Annotated in this window: 17 protein-coding genes; 13 read left to right on the top strand and 4 right to left on the bottom strand. The window is 60.6% G+C overall.

The genetic code is table 11. From position 1 onward, the window contains the following. The first annotated feature begins 150 nt into the window (after positions 1–150). Positions 151–2,997: an RNA polymerase-associated protein RapA gene (gene rapA / locus B9N88_RS08555; protein WP_027604415.1), complete on the top strand. Its 2,847-nt coding sequence runs from the start codon at positions 151–153 to the stop codon at positions 2,995–2,997. 121 nt (positions 2,998–3,118) lie between these two features. Here the strand turns inward: rapA and B9N88_RS08550 are convergent, their stop codons facing one another. Further along, a complete protein-coding gene (locus B9N88_RS08550) occupies positions 3,119–4,465 on the bottom strand; it encodes a spinster family MFS transporter (protein ID WP_027604416.1) in 1,347 nt (448 codons plus the stop codon). Between the two features lie 251 nt (positions 4,466–4,716). Between B9N88_RS08550 and B9N88_RS08540 the strand changes: the two genes are divergently transcribed. From B9N88_RS08540 to B9N88_RS08530, 3 genes are all read left to right on the top strand, one after another. Beyond that, positions 4,717–5,082: a YkgJ family cysteine cluster protein gene (locus B9N88_RS08540; RefSeq protein WP_027604417.1), complete on the top strand. Its 366-nt coding sequence runs from the start codon at positions 4,717–4,719 to the stop codon at positions 5,080–5,082. Positions 5,083–5,220: 138 nt separating this feature from the next. Next, on the top strand, positions 5,221–7,485 hold the full coding sequence (locus B9N88_RS08535) for a putative bifunctional diguanylate cyclase/phosphodiesterase (RefSeq protein ID WP_027604418.1): 2,265 nt from the start codon (positions 5,221–5,223) through the stop codon (positions 7,483–7,485). A 202-nt stretch (positions 7,486–7,687) separates the two neighbouring features. Then, positions 7,688–9,865: a hypothetical protein gene (locus B9N88_RS08530; protein WP_027604419.1), complete on the top strand. Its 2,178-nt coding sequence runs from the start codon at positions 7,688–7,690 to the stop codon at positions 9,863–9,865. 36 nt (positions 9,866–9,901) lie between these two features. Here the strand turns inward: B9N88_RS08530 and B9N88_RS08525 are convergent, their stop codons facing one another. Next, positions 9,902–10,993, bottom strand: coding sequence for a hypothetical protein (locus tag B9N88_RS08525; RefSeq protein WP_027604420.1), 1,092 nt, complete (start codon positions 10,991–10,993; stop codon positions 9,902–9,904). Positions 10,994–11,253: 260 nt separating this feature from the next. Then, positions 11,254–11,556: a DUF2288 domain-containing protein gene (locus B9N88_RS08520; protein ID WP_027604421.1), complete on the bottom strand. Its 303-nt coding sequence runs from the start codon at positions 11,554–11,556 to the stop codon at positions 11,254–11,256. A gap of 342 nt (positions 11,557–11,898) precedes the next feature. On the opposite strand from B9N88_RS08520, the gene B9N88_RS08515 reads away from it, so the two are divergent. The 9 genes from B9N88_RS08515 to B9N88_RS08475 all read left to right on the top strand — a co-directional run bounded on the left by B9N88_RS08515 (position 11,899) and on the right by B9N88_RS08475 (position 19,525). Beyond that, complete coding sequence (locus B9N88_RS08515) at positions 11,899–13,026, top strand: branched-chain amino acid ABC transporter substrate-binding protein (protein WP_027604422.1); 1,128 nt, start codon at positions 11,899–11,901, stop codon at positions 13,024–13,026. A 229-nt stretch (positions 13,027–13,255) separates the two neighbouring features. Further along, entirely contained in the window at positions 13,256–14,179 is a 924-nt protein-coding gene (gene livH / locus B9N88_RS08510) for a high-affinity branched-chain amino acid ABC transporter permease LivH (protein WP_003172375.1), read from the top strand. Beyond that, positions 14,176–15,429: a high-affinity branched-chain amino acid ABC transporter permease LivM gene (locus B9N88_RS08505; protein WP_027604423.1), complete on the top strand. Its 1,254-nt coding sequence runs from the start codon at positions 14,176–14,178 to the stop codon at positions 15,427–15,429. The genes livH and B9N88_RS08505 overlap by 4 nt, the downstream gene beginning before the upstream one ends. Continuing rightward, positions 15,426–16,193 carry a high-affinity branched-chain amino acid ABC transporter ATP-binding protein LivG gene (livG, locus tag B9N88_RS08500; RefSeq protein ID WP_027604424.1) on the top strand — a complete coding sequence of 256 codons (768 nt, stop codon included), beginning with the start codon at positions 15,426–15,428 and terminating at the stop codon, positions 16,191–16,193. Before B9N88_RS08505 ends, livG begins: the two co-directional genes overlap by 4 nt. 1 nt (position 16,194) lies before the next feature. Then, complete coding sequence (locus B9N88_RS33235; protein ID WP_017844798.1) at positions 16,195–16,896, top strand: ABC transporter ATP-binding protein; 702 nt, start codon at positions 16,195–16,197, stop codon at positions 16,894–16,896. Between the two features lie 176 nt (positions 16,897–17,072). After that, entirely contained in the window at positions 17,073–17,369 is a 297-nt protein-coding gene (locus B9N88_RS08490; protein ID WP_027604425.1) for a BufA1 family periplasmic bufferin-type metallophore, read from the top strand. A gap of 22 nt (positions 17,370–17,391) precedes the next feature. Further along, entirely contained in the window at positions 17,392–18,270 is an 879-nt protein-coding gene (locus B9N88_RS08485; RefSeq protein ID WP_027604426.1) for an MNIO family bufferin maturase, read from the top strand. Further along, positions 18,267–19,043 carry an HvfC/BufC N-terminal domain-containing protein gene (locus tag B9N88_RS08480; RefSeq protein WP_027604427.1) on the top strand — a complete coding sequence of 259 codons (777 nt, stop codon included), beginning with the start codon at positions 18,267–18,269 and terminating at the stop codon, positions 19,041–19,043. The genes B9N88_RS08485 and B9N88_RS08480 overlap by 4 nt, the downstream gene beginning before the upstream one ends. Next, the gene (locus B9N88_RS08475) at positions 19,040–19,525 is read left to right on the top strand and encodes a DoxX family protein (RefSeq protein WP_027604428.1); all 486 of its coding nucleotides are present in this window, start codon (positions 19,040–19,042) and stop codon (positions 19,523–19,525) included. The genes B9N88_RS08480 and B9N88_RS08475 overlap by 4 nt, the downstream gene beginning before the upstream one ends. On the opposite strand, the gene B9N88_RS08470 is transcribed toward B9N88_RS08475, so the two are convergent. Then, complete coding sequence (locus B9N88_RS08470) at positions 19,522–20,430, bottom strand: LysR family transcriptional regulator (RefSeq protein WP_027604429.1); 909 nt, start codon at positions 20,428–20,430, stop codon at positions 19,522–19,524. The two genes, B9N88_RS08475 and B9N88_RS08470, sit on opposite strands and share 4 nt — an antisense overlap. Positions 20,431–20,472 lie beyond the last annotated feature (42 nt).

Raw genomic sequence — 20,472 nt, 5'->3', positions numbered from 1 at the left:
TGTGACCCAGTCGACACTCACAAGTGCCCGCCACCCGTCGATTGCGTGCTCACCCGGCCGCCCAAACGGAGTAGTTTTTGTCAGAGTCCTTGGGCGTGGGGCCTTGTTCCGTTAACATAGTCGGCTTTTTCACGGCGGGAGTCAGGCAGCATGGCGCAGCAGTATCAACCGGGGCAACGCTGGATTAGTGACAGCGAAGCAGAGCTGGGGTTAGGCACCGTTCTGGCACAGGACGGCCGCTTGTTGACCGTGCTCTATCCGGCCACTGGCGACACCCGCCAGTATGCGCTACGGAATGCGCCCCTCACCCGTGTGAGGTTCTCGCCGGGTGACTCCATCACCCATTTCGAAGGCTGGAAAATGACCGTGCAGGAAGTCGACGACGTCGACGGCCTGCTGGTCTACCACGGCCTCAATGGGCAGAACGAGCAGGTCACCCTGCCGGAAACCCAGCTCTCCAACTTTATCCAGTTCCGCCTGGCCAGCGACCGTCTGTTCGCCGGGCAGATCGACCCGCTGGCCTGGTTCTCGCTGCGCTATCACACCCTTGAACACACCAGCCGCCAATTGCAATCCTCGCTGTGGGGCCTGGGTGGCGTGCGTGCGCAACCTATTGCCCACCAATTGCATATCGCCCGTGAAGTCGCTGACCGTATCGCACCACGGGTCTTGCTGGCGGACGAAGTGGGCCTGGGCAAGACCATCGAAGCCGGCCTGGTGATCCATCGCCAACTGCTGTCGGGCCGCGCCAGCCGAGTCCTGATCCTGGTACCGGAAAACCTGCAGCACCAGTGGCTGGTGGAAATGCGCCGCCGCTTCAACCTGCAAGTGGCGCTGTTCGATGAAGAACGCTTTATCGAAAGCGATGCCGCCAACCCGTTCGAAGACACCCAACTGGCCCTGGTCGCGCTGGAGTGGCTGGTGGACGATGAGAAGGCCCAGGACGCACTGTTCGCCGCCGGCTGGGACCTGATGGTGGTCGACGAAGCCCACCACCTGGTCTGGCATGAAGACAAAGCCAGCCCGGAATACGCGCTGGTCGAGCAGCTTGCCGAAGTGATTCCCGGCGTGCTGCTGCTCACCGCCACTCCGGAACAGCTGGGCCAGGACAGCCACTTCGCGCGCCTGCGCCTGCTGGACCCGAACCGTTTCCACGACCTGCACGCCTTCCGTGCCGAAAGCGAGAACTATCGCCCGGTGGCCGAAGCCGTGCAGGAGCTGCTCGACAAGGGCCGCCTGTCGCCTGCCGCGCACAAGACCATCCAGGGTTTCCTCGGCAACGAAGGCGAAGCGCTGCTGACCGCCGTCAACGATGGCGACGCCGAAGCCAGTGCGCGCCTGGTGCGTGAACTGCTCGACCGCCACGGCACCGGCCGCGTGCTGTTCCGTAACACCCGTGCCGCCGTGCAGGGCTTCCCGGAGCGTAAGCTGCACGCCTACCCGCTGCCGAACCCGGACGAATACCTCGAGTTGCCCCTGGGCGAACACGCCGAGCTGTACCCGGAAGTCAGCTTCCAGTCGCAACCGGACATCGACGAAGAAAACCGCTGGTGGCGCTTCGACCCGCGCGTCGAATGGCTGATCGACCAGTTGAAAATGCTCAAGCGCACCAAGGTCCTGGTGATCTGCGCCCACGCCGAAACCGCGATGGACCTGGAAGACGCCCTGCGCGTGCGCTCCGGTATCCCGGCCACGGTATTCCACGAGGGCATGAACATCCTCGAGCGTGACCGCGCCGCCGCTTACTTCGCCGATGAGGAATTCGGCGCCCAGGTACTGATCTGCTCGGAAATCGGCAGTGAAGGCCGCAACTTCCAGTTCTCCCACCACCTGGTGCTGTTCGACCTGCCATCCCACCCCGACCTGCTGGAACAGCGGATCGGCCGTCTGGACCGGATCGGCCAGAAACATGTGATCGAACTGCACGTGCCCTACCTGGAAACCAGCCCGCAACAGCGCCTGTTCCAGTGGTACCACGAAGCCTTGAACGCGTTCCTCAACACCTGCCCGACCGGCAACGCCTTGCAGCATCAGTTCGGCCCGCGCCTGCTGCCGCTGCTGGAAAACGCCGACGACAGCGAGTGGCAAGCCCTGATCGACGAGGCCCGTGCCGAGCGCGAGCGCCTGGAGCAGGAACTGCACACCGGCCGCGACCGCCTGCTGGAGCTCAACTCCGGTGGCGCCGGTGAAGGTGATGCGCTGGTGGAGGACATCCTCGAGCAAGACGACCAGTTCGCCCTGCCGATCTACATGGAAACCCTGTTCGACGCCTTTGGCATCGACAGCGAAGACCATTCGGAAAACGCGCTGATCCTCAAGCCCAGCGAGAAGATGCTCGACGCCAGCTTCCCCCTGGGCGACGACGAAGGCGTGACCATCACCTACGACCGTAACCAGGCGCTGTCCCGTGAAGACATGCAGTTCATCACCTGGGAACACCCAATGGTGCAGGGCGGCATGGACCTGGTGCTGTCCGGCTCCATGGGCAACACCGCCGTGGCGCTGATCAAGAACAAGGCGCTCAAGCCGGGCACCGTGTTGCTGGAGCTGCTCTATGTCAGCGAAGTGGTCGCGCCCCGCGCGCTGCAACTGGGCCGTTACCTGCCTCCGGCGGCACTGCGCTGCCTGCTGGACACCAATGGCAACGACCTGTCCGGCCGCGTCTCGTTCGAAACCTTGAACGACCAGCTGGAAAGCGTGCCTCGGGCCAGCGCCAACAAGTTCGTGCAGGCCCAGCGCGATCAACTCACACCGCGGATCAATGCCGGTGAAGAGAAGATCACGCCGCGTCACGCCGAACGTGTGGCCGAAGCCAAGCGTCGCCTGGCGGCAGACACCGACGAAGAACTGGCGCGCCTGACCGCGTTGCAAGCGGTCAACCCGACCGTTCGCGACAGCGAGCTGGTCGCCCTGCGCAACCAACGTGAGCAAGGCCTGGCCATGCTCGACAAGGCGGCGCTGCGACTGGAAGCCATTCGGGTGTTGGTGGCCGGTTGATTACCGCCCTGCCCGGTTGAATAGAGGCCCGCGCACTGCGGGCCTTTTTTATTCGCTTGAGAACAGCGTTGGCGTTGCGGGCCTCATCGGGGGGCAAGCCCCCGATGGCGTCACCGCAGAATCAAGCCATCGCAGCCGCAGCCGGCACCTCAACCCCCTTCAACCCCTCCTTCATCCGCTTGGCATCACGCACAAAACTGCGTGACGCCTGGAACAGGAACAGCATGGTCAAGAACAACGCCACCGGAATCAGGTACATGGCGTCATGCAAGCCCACCGCCTTGTAAGCCTCGGTCATCTGTTCGGCCCCCGCCGCATACATCGCCGCATGGGCAAAGTGATCGGACAACCCGCCCACCACAATCGGCCCCATGCCTCCGCCCAGCAAGTACAAGCCGGCAAAGAACAGCGCCATCGCCGTGGCCCGCAGGCGCGGCTCGACCACGTCCTGGATCGCGGTGTACACACAGGTGTAGAAGTTATACGCAAACAACCAGCCCACACTGAACAGCACCACAAACACGCCGATCTCGATGCGCCCGGCATGCAGGGCCCAGGCGGTGGTGACGGTGGAGATGATCAGGCTGCACGCCGCAAACAGCAGTCGGCCATTGGCAACGCGTTGATGGATCTTGTCGGCAATCCAGCCCCCCAAGGTCAGGCCCACCAGGCCGGTCAACCCGACGATGACGCCGGTGGCGACCGCCGCGTCCTGCAGTGGCATGAGGAAATAGCGCTGCAGCATCGGCACCAGGAACGAGTTGCACGCATAGGTGGCGAAGTTGAAGCACAACCCGGCCAGCACCAGCCACAGGAAGGTCGGCACGGCCAGCACGCGGCGAATCGGGCGATCGACGCGCTCCTGGGAGACTTGTACGGCTTCGGCGGCGCCGCGCTTGGGTTCCTTGATATAGAACATGAACACCGCAAGGATCAGCCCCGGCACGGCGGCGATGAAGAACGGCGCGCGCCAGCTGTCGAAGGCCTTGACCATCCAGCCGATGGTGAAGAACGCCAGCAACAGGCCCAAAGGCAGGCCCAGCATGAAAATCCCCATGGCCCGGGCGCGGCGGTGCGCCGGGAACAGGTCGCCAATCAGCGAGTTGGCAGCCGGCGCATAGCTGGCTTCACCGATACCGATGCCCATGCGCACCAGCAAAAACGTCCAGAAACTGCCAACCAGGCCGTTGACCGCTGTCAGCCCGCTCCACGCGAACAGGCCCCAGCCCATCAGTTTGCTGCGCGAGCCGGTATCGGCCAGACGCCCCAGCGGCAGGCCGGCAATGGCATAAACGATGGTGAAGGCGGTGCCGATGATGCCGAGCTGGAAGTCGCTCAGGTGCCATTCCATGCGGATCGGTTCGATGATGATCGCCGGAATGGTGCGGTCGAAGAAGTTGAACAGGTTGGCGAGGAACAGCAGGAACAGAATGCGCCAGGCATTCGCCGCTTGGGTCGAGTTCTGCATGGGTCCGTCTCTTTTATTGTTATGAGAGCTGCGATGCCCGATGCATCCCGCCCGGTACCTGCAACATAGTCAGGCGAGCCGTGGTTGTCTGTAATGATTCGTAAAGCTGATAGGGCATGATTTCACCCGACAACACGGGACTTTGCCGACAAAAATATAAGTGCCTGCCCCCCTTCCCAACGGCCATGACCCGATTAGAATGGCGAGCCTTCCAGTAGTACCCCACTCTACTTTTCTTATCGATGACGCCCATGTCCGAAGCCAGTCCGTGTCTGAGTTGCGGTGCCTGCTGTTCACACTTTCGTGTGTCTTTCTTCTGGGGTGAGTGCGCCTCCTCGGGGGGTACGGTGCCTGATGACCTGGTGGTGCAGATCAACCCGACCCGCGTGGCAATGATCGGCACCGACCAGAAGCCCGCGCGCTGCTGCAGCCTTGAAGGCGAAGTCGGCAAAGGTACGAGCTGCTCGATTTATGAGCAACGCTCAAGCCCCTGCCGGGAATTCGAAGCTTCATGGAGCCAGGGCGAGCAGAATGTCGATTGCGACGCGGCCCGTGCTGCGTTCGGCCTGCCACCGTTACAAGCCCCGTTCGAGTTGGAGTTGCCCATCAGCGCTTAGCACTAATTGCTATGCACGGCATGCCAAAATCATTCCGAGCAAAGTGCCATTATCGCTGGAAAATCCCGCGAGGCTTCTATACTCGACCTCATAGGTCATCGCCGTAGGCTGTGACGTGACGCTATGACGGGACATGCTATGGAATGGCTAGGTCTGCACTTTTTTACCGACCTCCCAGCGAACGGGCACTTATTACTCAATTGCAGTCATAACCCTTTTCTGGTGCTGCTGGCCTATCTGGTCGCCTGTGCGGCGGGGTTCGGCACCCTGGACATGGCCGAACGGGTTGGCCATGTCGAAGACCCTACCGCTCGCCGCCATTGGCGTTGGCTGGGTGCCGGTTGCCTGGCAGGGGGTATCTGGTCCACTCACTTCATCAGCATGCTGGCCTTCCAGGCCCCCATCGCGATTCACTACGACCTGCTCATGACGTTCGCCTCGCTGGTCATCGCCCTGATCGCCTCGTTGTTCGCCATGCAAACCCTCGGTCACACCAGACTGCGGTTTAACCAATACCTGCTGGCATCGCTGTGGATGGGCATCGGCATCGCCCTGATGCATTACGTCGGCATGTCGGCCATGCGTTCCCAGGCCCAGGCGTATTTCGAGTCGGGCCTGCTGCTCGCCTCGGTGGGCATCGCCATTGGCGCCAGCCTGGCCGCTCTGTTGTTGTCGAGCTACCTGCGTACCGGCGCCGGCGTCTTCCATCAACTGCTCAAATACGCCGCCAGCCTGATGTTGGGCGCAGGCATTATCAGCATGCACTTTACCGGCATGGCCGCCATGCAACTGATCGTCCACACCGGCGCCGATCTCTCGTTACCACTGAACAATAACCCTATCCAACTGGGCCTGTCGGTCGCCGTGATCACCCTGCTGGTGATCGGCAGCAGCATCAGCGCCGCGCTGGCGGACAAGAAGCTGCAGCACAAGGAGCGCGACCTGCGTCGGGTCAACGCGCTGCTCAGCGAACTGGACCAGGCCCGCGCCTCCCTGCAACAGGTGGCGCATTACGATGCGCTGACCGGCCTGCTTAATCGGCGCGGCTTCAATCAGATTTTTGCGGAAAAAATCGCCGAAAAAACGGCTTCAAACGGCATGATGGCGGTTATTTTCCTCGATATCGATCACTTCAAACGCATCAACGACAGCCTCGGCCATGACGCTGGGGATCAATTGCTCAGCGTGCTCGCCAGCCATATCAAAGGCTCCGTGCGCAGCCATGCGGACGTGGTCGCACGGTTTGGCGGCGATGAGTTCTGCATCCTGATCAGCGTTCACCACCGCGACGAAGCGCGACACCTGGCCCAGCGCATCATGCAGAAGATGAAGGACCCGGTCGAACTCGCCGGCCGCCGTATGGTGATGACCACCAGCATCGGCATCAGCCTGTTTCCGGAGGATGGCCTGACCTGCGAAGAGCTGCTCAAAAATGCCGACCTGGCGCTGTACCAGTCCAAGGACATGGGACGCAATGGCCTGAACTTCTTCAGCTCCAACCTGAAGACCCGTGCCTTCCTCGAACTGCAATTGGAAGAAGAGCTACGCAGCGCCCTGCGCGCCCAGAACCAGTTGGTACTGTTCTACCAACCGATCTTTGACATGAAGCTGGGCAAAGTGACACGCCTGGAGGCCCTGGTGCGCTGGCAGCATCCGCAACAGGGGCTACTGACCCCAGACCGGTTTATCGGAATTGCCGAAAGCAACGGGCTGATCGCCGAACTCGACCACTGGGTCTTGCGCCAGGCCTGTCATGACTTGAGCCTGCTCTCCGACCGAGGCTATACCGAACTGACCATGACAGTGAATTGCTCGGCCCTGAACCTGGCCCGCGATGAGCTGGCGGATGAGATCGAAGATGCGCTGCGCTTCAGCGGGATCGGCGCCAACCGCCTGGAGCTGGAAGTGACCGAAAATGCCTTGATGGGCAATATCAGCAGCACCCTGGCCCTGCTGCGGCAAATCCGCGCGCTGGGCGTGTCGCTGGCCATCGACGACTTTGGCACCGGCTACTCCTCACTCGCCTACCTCAAGCGCCTGCCGCTCAACACCCTGAAGATCGACCGCTCGTTTATCCAGGACATTCCCAAGTCGACCGCCGACATCGAGATCGTCCAGGCGATTATCGGCATGGCTCACACCCTGCACCTGCAAGTGGTGACCGAAGGCGTGGAAACCCAGGCCCAATTCGATCTGCTGCTCAACCATGGCTGTGATTTCGTCCAGGGCTACCTGTTGAGCCCGGCGGTGCCCGCCAGTGAAATAATGGGTGCAATGCAGGGCATCGACCGACGCAACCCGCTCAACTCATCCAACGTGGCGGGAACCAAGGACACGCCCCTGAAAAAAGAGCTCTCCTTGAGCCGCTCCGTACCCCACTCCATCGTCAGACCCATTCGCTGAGGTCCAATCTTTGGCATTTCGCCATCATTTACCTAAAGATCGCCGACAAACGGCCGATCCATCAGAGTCCGGCCAGGTTTTTCCTGAGCACACAGGGTCAGCCTGAGCGTTCCGGACAAGGACGCACTGTAAAGTCGCGAACTCCCATTCCGTGATGGCCATTTGATACTTTTCAGCCATCCTCCCAGGCACATGGCGCACAATGACTTCTAAAAATAACCCAGCCACCGTGGTATCCGATGTGTTGCTCCCAGCTCCTGCGGACAAGCCCTCAGGTTCAAAGTCATTGAGCACCGCCCGCCCGCTGGCCACCCAGCAATACCTGTACTTCACCGAAACCAATACCGACCGCATCCTCGATAACCTCGACGGCCTGCGCGACATGGTGTTCCCGCGCCCGCCTCACCTGGAAGGCGACAGCGAGCAGCACAGCGAGCAGGAATTCCCCTCGGTCTGCCTGATCGGCCTGGGCCGCTGCGGTTCGAACATCGCGCTGGACGTGGCGGAGCTGGTGTACAACGCGCGCAAGTTCTACCTCAACGAATTCAGCACCGAAGACAAATCCTTGGATAAGGGCTACAGCCCGGCCCAGTGGATTCGCAACAACCTGCGCCTGGGCGGCGGCAAGGCCAGCAAGCCGGTGTTCCTGGTGGAACCGCTGGTGATGCTCGGCGACTTGGACAAGGACATCGCCGGGCGTATCCGTTTCTCGCGCAAGGGCGAAAAAAGCGGCTTCCTGCGCGACTACAGCAAGATGAAAATCATGGACCTCTCCGAAGTCCATGCCGGTGGCGCCGGTAACGCGCCGATCCTCGGCCAGTACCTGGCCAAGATCATCCTGAACAAAGACACCCAGCGCTTTTCCAGCCCCGACTGGAAGATGATCCACTCGTACCTGATCGACTCCTGCGGCATCAAGGCCAACCAGTCGCGCCTGTACTTCTCGATCTTCAGCGCCGGCGGCGGTACCGGTTCGGGCATGGCCTCGGAATTCGGCCTGGCGCAGCAGCATTCGTACATGAACAAGACGTTCGACACCAAGCCCGCCGACGAGCACGACAGCAAAAGCGGCCACGCCTTCGTGTTCGAACCGATCTTCACCAGCGGTATTTGCGTGCTGCCGAACATCTCCGACCACCGCAGCGAAATGTCCGAGGCGCTGCACATCAACGCCGGACGCTTGCTGTGCAAGTACCTGTCGGAAGAATGGGACTTCTCATACAACTTCGACAATGAAGACAGCAGCGAAGCCAGCGTAAAGGGGCGTATCCGGCCGTGGAACGCGATGATGCTGATCTCCAACGACATCATGCGCTACGCCGAAGAGAGCGATGACGGCAATATCCAGAACATTGACGTCAATGCCATGGAAAAACACGCCAACCAGTACATCTCCCAGCAGATCTTCAACATCCTCACCGCCCAGGCCGTGACCACCGACTACGACCAGAACTACTTCCGTCGCGCCGGCATCGACATCGGCGAAACCATCCGCCTGGACGCCAATGACCTGTTCATGAGCCTGGCCGGGCCGGTGGCGATTGCCTACGCCGAATCCGTAGTACCGGAAACCCCGGCGCCGTCCAATGACAAGTTCAAAGTCTTCGAGAAAGAGCCCCAGCGCCTGAACATCGATGACCTGTTCTTCCGCTCCATCGACCTGCCGCATTTCAACAAGGTCACCCAGGCCATCGAAGGCATCAGCCTGTTGCCGATCGAGTCCAAGCGCTACAAGGCGTCCCTGGAGCAATACAAGAACTCCGGCTACGATGCGGCGGCGCTGCATGACCTGCACTTTTTCAAGAACTGCTCGTCGGTGGTGTCGATCGTCTCGCTGCCCAAGGACTACAAGCTGTCCTACATGGACCTGAACCGGCTCAAGACGCACCTCAACAGCCTGTTCCCCAACACCACCCTCAAGCGCTATGCCCTGGTAATCGGCGCGTCCGCCAACCTGTCGCTGACCACCCTGATCGCCAAGAGCCCGTGCCTGTCGGATGACTTCCTGACGCTGATCGTGGCCTTTATCAAGCGTTGCTTTGCACGCAACCCGTACCGCTTCGACGACACCCTGGACAACTCGATCCTGGATTTCATCATCCACGAGGACTTCGACGAAGACCGCATCGACGAGTTGCTCAACGAGTTTGAAAACCCGGCGAAGATCCTCGATACCAACTGGTACGCGATCAAGCCGATGTATGAGAAGAAGTACCGCGAGTTGATCAACGACAAAGAGAAGTTCGTGTCGATCAATGACATTCGCCTGTCACGGGATTGCGTGAAGAAGGCGATCAAGTACTTGCGCGAGATCTACCGTCACCGCATCGGCAAGACCAAGGTTATTTCGTTGAATAACCACACCGGCAAGACCGCCTAGCCCAGTATGACGGCGCCGCCTGGCGCCGTTGCAACCTCAGTGCGTCATGCGTTGGCGCAGGAACGCGATGATGGTCTTTTCGTCGGCGCGTCTTGCAGGCCGGGGCAAATGCTTCGGCCAGCCGGAATTTTTTGCGCCGAAGAACCGCTTCTGCTCCGCCTCATCCCAGCCACGAATCTCCCGCGAAGCCGATTCCCACCACCCGTGTCGGCACACGTCGTAGTACGGATGCGCAGGCGCCGAACTGCCGTAGAGCAAGTCACGACCGACCTTTTTCAGGTGCTTGCGCTGATTGCGCAGCTTCCACTTGATGCGCAGCCGCTGCCAGGGCGAGGGCACCGGCTTGACTCGCGGCACATCCCTGCATCGCGCGACCAGCTCGGGGCCGAATGCCTCACCGTGAAGGGTGAAGAAGTGCGCTTGCATGGCATGGAAGAAGCGCTTATCGGCGAAGTAGTGATGAACGAATTTATGCGCCTCGCGCACCTTTTGGTCGCGCATCGCGAAGGAAATCGCGATTTGCTCGATGGTGTGAATATCGAACGAGTTCCGCGTCCACTCGTCGATCAGGCGGATAGAGGCTTCGAGCAGCGGCGCATCGCTGGCACGCACGCCGCACAGACCACTGTTATAGAGCTTGAAGCTGTTATCCGCAGAGATGCCATGGGCCTGCAGGTGCTCGCCCAACTTGAGATAGTCAGGGCGCTTGCAGACATAGCTCCAGTCGTATTCGAAGCCGTCCATCACATACTGGCCCGGCTCTATCAGTTCGAACACACGATGGGGGGACTTGAGGAACAGCGTGTCGGTGTCAACGAAGAGGGTCTTGTCCGCCCGCATAAGCCCTTGGGCGATCGCGCAGGCCTTGCGGCGATGGGGGTAACCGTTTTCACCCTGCCATTGGGCCAGGGTCTGCTCGTCCAGGGCGATGGTTTCAACCGGCCAGCCCATGTATTCCTGAGGCCGATCGGTCATGACCCGGATGCACAGCGACTCGCCCGGTTTGAGTTGGGACAGGGCGGTGAGGATGCTGAACTTGGCTTCGCGCCGATAAACGTCCTGGCGACCGTAGATAAGGTAAAGCAGTTGGTGCGAAGGCTTCGCTAAGGGGGACAGCGCTGACGGCATGACTAGCTCCGGGTGACAAGCGGCGAACTTTACCGGAATTCGCCGTTTCCTACGCCGCGATCTGACAGGCACCACCCTTTTATTCACACTGAGAAACAATTCTCCGGCCTATTCAACGGCGAGAAAACTGTTCCCATGACGTGCGCGTCACCCAGCGCTGTGACCTTTCTTCACGGCAAGATGCCATCACGGCAACAGCGGTTACTCAGCTACACACTTTTAAAACGGAAAATAACGCACCTTTTCAGTGCAACCCTTTATCACGCCGCCCTTTCCTGGATCAGTATCCACGGCGAAACCACCACCGCCCACAAGCTCGGGTCGCGTTCAACCAGGTCCAATGCCCGCGGTGCAGACACTTCGCCAAGGCTGCCCGCGGCCAGCCAGGCAGCGACTTTGTCGCGATTGTCCTCGGCCATTCCCTCGGCGGCTTCGATCAAATCCAGGCTTGGGTCGACCCACAATAGGGCACCTTTGGCAAAGAACGGTTCAAGCTCTTTCCAGGAGATTTCGGCGGTTTCACCGAGCAGCTTGGCATAGAGGGTGCTAGGTTCTTGCGTCATGGGAGTTCACCTGAAGAAAAAATCGGCGCAATCATAACGTCACGCTTCAGGCAGAAAAACCCAGTTGCAAATGCGTTATCGATTGAAAGTGTCAGGAAAGCCAAGGAATGCGCGAGAGTCAGGCATTACCCCCGCCGCAATTCTGTCTTTTTCTTTCATTTAAGCGACACCCCCGGGGTTTGCCCCCGGCAGCCAGCTTTTCAAGCGATCAACCGGCGCTCTACACTGTACCGGTACAGTTGCCAGGGCACTGCCGGGGGGATATCCGAGATATCCGATCCGGTTCTGCAGCTCACAAGGCCGCTAGAACTATAAAAAATACAACAGTAAGAGTGGAGCACTATGAATAAGGCTACTAAGCAGATTTCCAAACTGTTTGCCGCTATGGTCCTGGCTGGGGTTGCCGGCCATTCGTTCGCAGCCGACACCATCAAGATCGGCATCGCCGGTCCAAAGACTGGTCCTGTAACGCAATACGGCGACATGCAATTCATGGGTGCCAAGCAGGCCATCGCCGACATCAACGCCAAGGGCGGCGTCGACGGCAAGATGCTCGAAGCCAAGGAATACGACGACGCCTGCGATCCTAAACAAGCCGTGGCCGTGGCCAACAAAGTGGTCAACGACGGCGTCAAGTTCGTGGTCGGTCACCTCTGCTCCAGCTCCACTCAGCCTGCGTCCGACATCTATGAAGACGAAGGCGTGATCATGATTACCCCGGCAGCCACCAGCCCGGAAATCACCGCCCGTGGCTACAAGCTGATCTTCCGCACCATCGGCCTGGACAGCGCCCAAGGCCCGGCGGCCGGCAACTACATCGCCGACCACGTGAAGCCGAAAATCGTTGCCGTCCTGCACGACAAGCAGCAATACGGTGAAGGTATCGCCACCGCCGTCAAACAGACCCTTGAGAAGAAAGGCACCAAGGTTGCCGTCTTCGAAGGCCTGAACGCCGGCGACAAAGACTTCTCCTCGATCATCCAGAAGCTCAAGCAAGCCAACGTCGATTTCGTCTACTACGGCGGCTACCACCCGGAGCTGGGCCTGATCCTGCGCCAAGCCAAGGAAAAAGGCCTGAACGCCAAGTTCATGGGCCCTGAAGGTGTCGGCAACGACTCCATCTCGCAAATCGCCCAGGGCGCTTCCGAAGGCCTGCTGGTAACCCTGCCGAAATCCTTCGATACCGACCCGGCCAACAAAGCCATCGTTGAAGAGTTCGCCAAGAACAAGCAGGACCCAACCGGTCCGTTCGTGTTCCCGGCCTACTCGGCCATTGAAGTCATCGCCGGCGGCATCAAGGCCGCCAAGAGCGAAGACACCGCAAAAGTGGCCGAAGCCATCCACGCGGGCACCTTCAAGACCCCTACCGGCGAGCTGAGCTTCGACGCCAAGGGCGACCTGAAGGACTTCAAGTTCGTGGTCTACGAATGGCACTTCGGCAAACCAAAAACCGAAGTTTCCCCTCAGTAAGCCAGGCGTTACTGGTCCAACAAGCCCACTGTGAGAGCAGTGGGCTTTGTTTTACGAGGTTTATGGGCCTGTCACCCGCGATCCGGGCGCTGGCTCACCTGAAAATCTTAAAACCGTCACCAGCGGTTCGCTGGCAAACGCTTTGTGCAAATGTGCTCACAGAACACAGCACGGGGCCGGAACATGACTCCACCAGTGAAATGCGTATCGGGTTTTTAGGAGCGCTGTAATGCCTGAGATCTATCATTTTTTCCAACAGCTGGTTAATGGGCTGACCATTGGCAGCACCTATGCCTTGATAGCCATTGGCTACACAATGGTTTACGGCATCATTGGAATGATCAACTTCGCCCATGGCGAGGTATACATGATTGGTTCCTACGTGGCCTTCATTGCCCTTGCCGGGCTGGCCATGATGGGTATCCACTCCCTGCCGCTGTTGATGACCGCCGCGTTCCTGGCGTCGATCGTCGTAACCAGTGCCTATGGCTACAGTATCGAGCGCGTTGCCTACCGTCCCTTGCGTGGCAGCAACCGTTTGATCCCGCTGATTTCCGCCATCGGCATGTCGATTTTCCTGCAGAACACCGTATTGCTGTCCCAGGACTCCAAGGATAAATCCATCCCCAACCTGATCCCGGGGAGCTTCTCCTTCGGTCCGGGCGGTGCGGAAGAAGTGTTGATTTCCTACATGCAGATCCTGGTCTTCGTCGTCACCCTGGTGGCCATGCTGGGCCTGACCCTGTTCATCTCCCGCTCCCGTCTGGGGCGCGCCTGCCGGGCCTGCGCCGAAGACATCAAGATGGCCAACCTGTTGGGCATCAATACCAACAACATCATCGCCCTGACCTTCGTGATCGGTGCCGCACTGGCAGCCGTCGCGGCCGTACTGCTGAGCATGCAGTACGGCGTGATCAACCCCAACGCCGGGTTCCTGGTAGGCCTCAAGGCCTTTACCGCAGCGGTATTGGGCGGCATCGGCAGTATTCCGGGCGCGATGCTCGGCGGCCTGGTGCTGGGGGTGGCCGAGGCGTTTGGTGCCGATATTTTCGGCGACCAATACAAGGACGTCGTCGCGTTCGGCCTGTTGGTCCTGGTGCTGTTGTTCCGTCCGACCGGCATCCTGGGCCGTCCGGAGGTTGAGAAAGTATGAGCAGATATCTTAAATCGGCGTTTTTCAGCGCCTTGCTGGTGTGGGCGGTGGCCTTCCCGGTACTCGGTCTCAAGCTGAGCATTGTCGGCATCAACCTGGAAGTGCATGGTACCGGCCCCGTGACGCTGACCATCATCGCCCTGTGTTCGGTGCTGATGTTCCTGCGCGTGCTGTTCACCCAGCAGGTCGGCGCACTGTTCAAGCGCAACCGTGGCCCGCTGGTCTCGCCCAAGGTCAGCCAATTCCTGACCCTGCCACGCACCCAGCGCTACATCATCATCGGCCTGATCGTGGCCGCGTTGATCTGGCCGTTCTTCGGCTCGCGCGGTGCGGTCGACATTGCCACCCTGATCCTGATCTACGTGTTGCTGGGCCTGGGCCTGAACATCGTAGTGGGCCTGGCCGGCCTGCTCGACCTGGGTTATGTGGGCTTCTACGCCGTGGGTGCCTACACCTACGCGCTGCTGTCGCACTACCTGGGCTGGAGCTTCTGGATCTGCCTGCCGCTGGCCGGCATGGCGGCGGCCACGTTCGGCTTCCTGCTGGGCTTCCCGGTATTGCGCCTGCGTGGTGACTACCTGGCCATCGTGACCCTGGGCTTCGGGGAAATCATCCGTCTGTTCCTGCGTAACCTGACCGACATCACCGGTGGCCCCAACGGCATCAGCAGCATCCCCAAGCCGACGTTCTTCGGGCTGTCGTTCGACCGCACCGCTGCCGAAGGCATGCAGACGTTCCACGAGTACTTCGGGATCGACTACAACCCGGTGAGCAAAGTGGTGTTCCTGTACCTGGTGGCGCTGTTGCTGGCGCTGGCGGCACTGTTCGTGATCAACCGCTTGCTGCGCATGCCGATCGGCCGTGCCTGGGAAGCGTTGCGCGAAGATGAAATCGCCTGCCGTGCCCTGGGCCTGAACCCGACCATCATCAAGCTCTCCGCCTTCACCCTGGGTGCCGCGTTCGCCGGTTTTGCCGGCAGCTTCTTCGCCGCTCGCCAAGGCCTGGTGACCCCGGAGTCGTTCACCTTCATCGAGTCGGCGATCATCCTCGCCATCGTGGTGTTGGGTGGCATGGGCTCGCAGCTGGGCGTGATCCTGGCGGCGATCGTGATGATCCTGCTGCCGGAAATGATGCGTGAGTTCAGCGAATACCGCATGTTGATGTTCGGCGCCATGATGGTGCTGATGATGATCTGGCGACCTCAAGGCCTGCTGCCCATGCAACGTCCACACATGGAGCTGCGCAAATGAGCCGCGAGATCCTGAAAGTCGAAAACTTGAGCATGCGCTTCGGCGGCTTGCTGGCGGTCAACGGCGTCGCCCTGACCGTGAAAGAGAAACAGGTGGTTGCGCTGATCGGCCCCAACGGCGCCGGCAAGACCACGGTGTTCAACTGCCTCACCGGTTTCTACAAGCCGAGTGGCGGCAGCATCCTGCTGGACGGCCAGCCGATCCAGGGCCTGGCCGGCCACGAGATTGCCCGCAAGGGCGTGGTGCGCACCTTCCAGAACGTACGGCTGTTCAAGGACATGACGGCGGTCGAGAACCTGCTGATCGCCCAGCACCGTCACCTGAACACCAACTTCTTTGCGGGCCTGTTCAAGACCCCGGCGTTCCGCAAGAGCGAGCGCGAGGCCATGGAATACGCTGCGTACTGGCTGGACAAGGTCAACCTCACCGAGTTCGCCAACCGCCCCGCCGGCACCCTGGCCTATGGTCAGCAACGTCGCCTGGAAATCGCTCGCTGCATGATGACCCGTCCGCGGATCCTGATGCTCGACGAACCGGCCGCCGGCCTGAACCCCAAGGAAACCGAAGACCTCAAGGCGCTGATCGGCGTGTTGCGTGAGGAAAACAACGCCACGGTGCTGTTGATCGAACACGACATGAAACTGGTCATGAGCATTTCCGACCATATCGTAGTGATCAACCAGGGCACGCCGCTGGCGGACGGGACGCCGGAGCAGATCCGCGACAATCCTGAAGTGATCAAAGCCTATCTGGGGGAAGCGTAAAATGCTGCAATTCGAAAACGTTTCCACTTTCTACGGCAAGATTCAGGCCCTGCACAGCGTCAACGTCGAAGTGCGCCAGGGTGAGATCGTCACGCTGATCGGTGCCAACGGCGCCGGCAAGTCGACCTTGCTGATGACCTTGTGCGGCTCGCCGCAGGCCCACAGCGGCAGCATCCGCTATATGGGTGAAGAGCTGGTGGGCCAGCAGTCGTCGCACATCATGCGCAAGAGCATTGCCGTGGTGCCGGAAGGCCGGCGGGTGTTCTCGCGCCTGACCGTGGAAGAAAACCTGGCCATGGGCGGGTTCTTCACCGACAAGGGCGACTACCAGGAGCAGATGGACAAGGTGCTGCACCTGTTCCCTCGCCTCAAGGAGCGCTTCAGCCAGCGCGGCGGCACCATGTCCGGCGGCGAGCAGCAAATGCTCGCCATCGGCCGGGCGCTGATGAGCAAGCCCAAGCTGTTGCTGTTGGACGAACCCTCCCTGGGCCTGGCACCGATCATCATCCAGCAGATCTTCGACATCATCGAACAACTGCGCAAGGACGGTGTAACGGTGTTCCTGGTGGAGCAGAACGCCAACCAGGCGCTGAAAATCGCTGACCGCGCCTACGTGCTGGAAAACGGCCGGGTGGTGATGCAGGGCACGGGCGAGCAGCTGCTGACCGATCCGAAGGTGCGTGAGGCGTACCTGGGCGGCTAAGAGACGGTGGCTGGATAAGCCGGGTCTCATGTGGGAGGGAGCCAAGCTCCCTCCCACATTTTTTTGCATTGTTTGAAATTATTTCGTCTGGCCTTGTAACGAACATCCCCCTCCCGCCTCTAGTGGTGCAAGCAGGCATTCAAGCCCGCTCCTCAACCTACTGCTGGAGATCCACCATGACCACCAAACTGTCTGCCGCTTCCCTCGTCCTTGCCCTGAGTTCGGCCTTGAGCCTCTCTGCCCTGACCACCACCGCCCACGCTGCCGACGACATGCAGAAGTGCTTCGGCGTCGCTGAAGCCGGCAAGAACGATTGCGCCGCCGGTGCCGGCACGTCCTGCGCCGGCACCTCGAAGACCAAGGATCAGGCCAACGCCTGGAAACTGGTCCCGGCCGGCACCTGCACCCAAACCCCAAGCTCCACCTCGCCGACCGGCTTCGGCCAGGAAGCCGCCTTCACCGCCAAGTCCTGACCCCTGCCTGGCCTGAGTACGGATGATGACGCTTTCACTCCTGCCCACAGTCTCACCGATTCAGATGCCCGGGCTCCCCTATCGGACCGGGCTGGGGCTGAAGCACGAGCACTTCAAGGAAGTGCTCGATACTTCGCCCGACATCGGTTTTTTTGAAGTGCACGCCGAAAACTACATGGTGGCCGGCGGCCCGTTTCATCATTACCTGGGGTTGATTCGCGAACGTTACCCGCTGTCGTTGCACGGCGTGGGCCTGTCCATCGGTGGCGAAGGCCCGCTCAACCGTGAGCACCTGGGACGCTTGGCCGCACTGATCGAACTCTACCAACCCCACTCATTTTCCGAACACCTGGCCTGGTCCAGTCACGGCCCGGTGTTCCTCAACGACCTGCTGCCCCTGGCTTATGACGCCACCACCTTGAGTCGAGTTTGCGAGCACGTCGACCAGGTACAGAGCACCCTCAAGCGGCAGATGCTGCTGGAGAATCCATCGACCTACCTGCAGTTCCAGCGCTCGACCCTGGACGAGACCGACTTCATCAGCGAGATCATCCGCCGCACCGGCTGCGGCCTGCTGCTGGACGTGAACAACGTCTACGTGTCGTGCATAAACCACCAGCGCGACCCTCTGGCCTACATCCACGCCCTACCATTGCGCGCCGTGGGTGAGATTCATCTGGCCGGCTTCGCCGAAGACACCGACAGCCTGGGCGATCGCCTGCTGATCGATGACCATGGCGCGCCCATCGATAACGCGGTGTGGCTGCTGTACGAACACGTACTCGCGCTGACGGGCCCGGTCGCAACCCTGATCGAGCGCGACAACCAAGTGCCGGCCTTCAGCGTGCTATGCGCGGAAGCCCAGCACGCTGAACGGTACTTATCGCAGGTCCACCCATGAGCCTTCACGACGCCTTTTCCAGCGCCTTGCTGGCGCCCGGCCAACCTTGCCCCGACGGCCTGTTCAGCAGCAACGGGGCCGACCCGGCCAGTCGTTTTGCGGTGTATCGCAACAATGTTCACAACTCGTTGATCAATGCGCTGGCAACCGCATACCCCGTAACCGCGCAATTGGTCGGCGATGAATTTTTCCGCGCCATGGCCGGCATTTTCGTCCAGGCCTACCCGCCCGCCAGCCCGCTGATCAGCGAGTACGGCGGCACATTCGCCGACTTTATCCAAGGTTTTGAACCGGCCGCCAGCGTGCCCTACCTGGCCGATGTCGCCCGGTTGGAACGCTTGCGGGTTCGCGCTTATCACGCAGCGGATACAGCCGTGGTGGATCCGCAAGCCGTTCTGCAGCAACTGCAAGCCCACACGAAGCCGGGGGCGCTGCATCTGCAACTGCACCCGTCCGTTGGCACATTGAATTCCGCCTACGCAGTGGTTGCAGTATGGGCGGCACACCAGACCGAGGGCGCCCTGGCCACCCTGGATCCCTGGCATGCCCAGAGCGCGCTGGTGTTGCGCCAAGGGTTGAGCGTCAAGGTCTTCGCCATCGACGGCGGCTCGGTCGCCTTTATCAATAGCCTGAAATGCGGCTCGGCGCTGGAAATGGCCGTCGCCAATGCCCTCGAGGCCAGCGCCGAGTTCGACCTGCACCAATGCCTCACGCTGCTGATCAACCACGACGCCCTCAGTCATCTGCCCCCAGAACAACAGGTATCGCCATGAACACTTCCGATTCGTGCCTGATCAAACAGGCCATCGCGCTTTTCGAGAAAATTCCCTACAGCCTGCTGGCGTTTATTGCGCGCTTCTCCATAGCGGCGGTGTTCTGGAAGTCCGGGCAAACCAAGGTCGAAGGCCTTGCCATTGACCTGATCAACGGCACGTTCGAACTTGGTGCCCCCAGACTCGCCGCCTCGACATTGCCGCTGTTTCGCAGTGAATACCACGTGCCATTGCTGTCGCCGGAAGTGGCCGCGCACATGGCGGCGTTTGCCGAGCACTTTTTCCCGGTGCTGATCCTGGCGGGCCTGGCCACGCGCTTCTCAGCCCTGGCCTTGATCGGCATGACCCTGGTCATTCAGTTGTTCGTCTACCCGGACGCCTACCCCACCCACGGCACCTGGATGGCGCTGCTGTTGCTTTTAGTCGCCAAAGGCCCGGGCAGCCTGTCCATCGATCACCTGATTGCGCGCCGCTACCGTTAAAGCCGATCCAGCGCCTCACCGCTGCGCTTGAACCAGTCCACCAGGTAGTCGGCCAATACTTGGGTACGTCTCGGCAGGCCGCCTTGATAAGGATGGACCAGGTACATCGGCATACTCCGCGTCTGGTAATCACGCAGGAGCCAACGCAATCGGCCGTCAGCCAATTCCGTGGGCAGCACGTAGGACGGCAAGCGGGCGATTCCGGCCCCTACCAGGGCGGCCTTCTTCAGCAAGTTGTAATGGTTGGAGGCAAAGGTGCCGCTCACCCTCACCCGCAACAACTCGTGCTGCTGGTGATAAAGCCATTCCTCGCGACCGCTGTAGTGGCTGTTGAGTAAACAGCTGTGCGCCGCAAGATCCCCAGGGGTCAGGGGTTCGCCATGTTGCTCCAGGTAAGCGGGACTGGCGCAGGTCATCTCGTGCCAGGCCAGCAGCGGCCTGGCCACCAGACGCTCGTTTTCAATCACCCCCGAACGCACCCCCAGGTCAAAGCCGTCTCGCGCCAGGTCTCGGTAGCTGTTGTTGAGCTCCAGCTCGATCTGCACCTGGGGATACTGCTTGGAAAACTCCAGCAACAAACCATCGAAGAAGGTTTCCCCTAATGAAACCGGAACCGTCATACGCACAGGCCCGGCCAAATCGTCCTTGAGACGCGCCAATGCCTGTCGGGCGCGATCCACCTGCACCACCAGCGCTTGCGCCTGGGGCAACAGCGCCGCACCGGCGGCGGTCAGGCTGAGCCTGCGTGTGGTGCGGTGCAGCAAGACCACGCTGAACTGCGCTTCCAAATGGCTGATGCGCTTGGACAACTGGCCCTTGCTGCAGCCCAGTTGCTCGGCCGCCACGGTAAAACTGCCGGCTTCGATCAGTACGGCAAAGGCCGCCAGGTCATCCATCTCGCTCATGGACTGTTTCCATTTGAAAACCAAAGGTTGCCTATTAGCACG

This window comes from Pseudomonas sp. LAMO17WK12:I1, from assembly GCF_900177315.1.
Taxonomy (GTDB): Bacteria; Pseudomonadota; Gammaproteobacteria; order Pseudomonadales; family Pseudomonadaceae; genus Aquipseudomonas; species Aquipseudomonas marginalis.
Note: the sequence above shows the minus strand (reverse complement) of the source record. Positions and strands in the feature narration are given on the sequence as shown.

Bases quoted from the DNA above. Each gene is read 5' to 3' on its own strand.
- rapA (WP_027604415.1), top strand. From the start codon at position 151: ATGGCGCAGCAGTATCAACCGGGGCAACGCTGGATTAGTGACAGCGAA.
- B9N88_RS08550 (WP_027604416.1), bottom strand. From the start codon at position 4,465: ATGCAGAACTCGACCCAAGCGGCGAATGCCTGGCGCATTCTGTTCCTG.
- B9N88_RS08540 (WP_027604417.1), top strand. From the start codon at position 4,717: ATGTCCGAAGCCAGTCCGTGTCTGAGTTGCGGTGCCTGCTGTTCACAC.
- B9N88_RS08535 (WP_027604418.1), top strand. From the start codon at position 5,221: ATGGAATGGCTAGGTCTGCACTTTTTTACCGACCTCCCAGCGAACGGG.
- B9N88_RS08530 (WP_027604419.1), top strand. From the start codon at position 7,688: ATGACTTCTAAAAATAACCCAGCCACCGTGGTATCCGATGTGTTGCTC.
- B9N88_RS08525 (WP_027604420.1), bottom strand. From the start codon at position 10,993: ATGCCGTCAGCGCTGTCCCCCTTAGCGAAGCCTTCGCACCAACTGCTT.
- B9N88_RS08520 (WP_027604421.1), bottom strand. From the start codon at position 11,556: ATGACGCAAGAACCTAGCACCCTCTATGCCAAGCTGCTCGGTGAAACC.
- B9N88_RS08515 (WP_027604422.1), top strand. From the start codon at position 11,899: ATGAATAAGGCTACTAAGCAGATTTCCAAACTGTTTGCCGCTATGGTC.
- livH (WP_003172375.1), top strand. From the start codon at position 13,256: ATGCCTGAGATCTATCATTTTTTCCAACAGCTGGTTAATGGGCTGACC.
- B9N88_RS08505 (WP_027604423.1), top strand. From the start codon at position 14,176: ATGAGCAGATATCTTAAATCGGCGTTTTTCAGCGCCTTGCTGGTGTGG.
- livG (WP_027604424.1), top strand. From the start codon at position 15,426: ATGAGCCGCGAGATCCTGAAAGTCGAAAACTTGAGCATGCGCTTCGGC.
- B9N88_RS33235 (WP_017844798.1), top strand. From the start codon at position 16,195: ATGCTGCAATTCGAAAACGTTTCCACTTTCTACGGCAAGATTCAGGCC.
- B9N88_RS08490 (WP_027604425.1), top strand. From the start codon at position 17,073: ATGACCACCAAACTGTCTGCCGCTTCCCTCGTCCTTGCCCTGAGTTCG.
- B9N88_RS08485 (WP_027604426.1), top strand. From the start codon at position 17,392: ATGATGACGCTTTCACTCCTGCCCACAGTCTCACCGATTCAGATGCCC.
- B9N88_RS08480 (WP_027604427.1), top strand. From the start codon at position 18,267: ATGAGCCTTCACGACGCCTTTTCCAGCGCCTTGCTGGCGCCCGGCCAA.
- B9N88_RS08475 (WP_027604428.1), top strand. From the start codon at position 19,040: ATGAACACTTCCGATTCGTGCCTGATCAAACAGGCCATCGCGCTTTTC.
- B9N88_RS08470 (WP_027604429.1), bottom strand. From the start codon at position 20,430: ATGAGCGAGATGGATGACCTGGCGGCCTTTGCCGTACTGATCGAAGCC.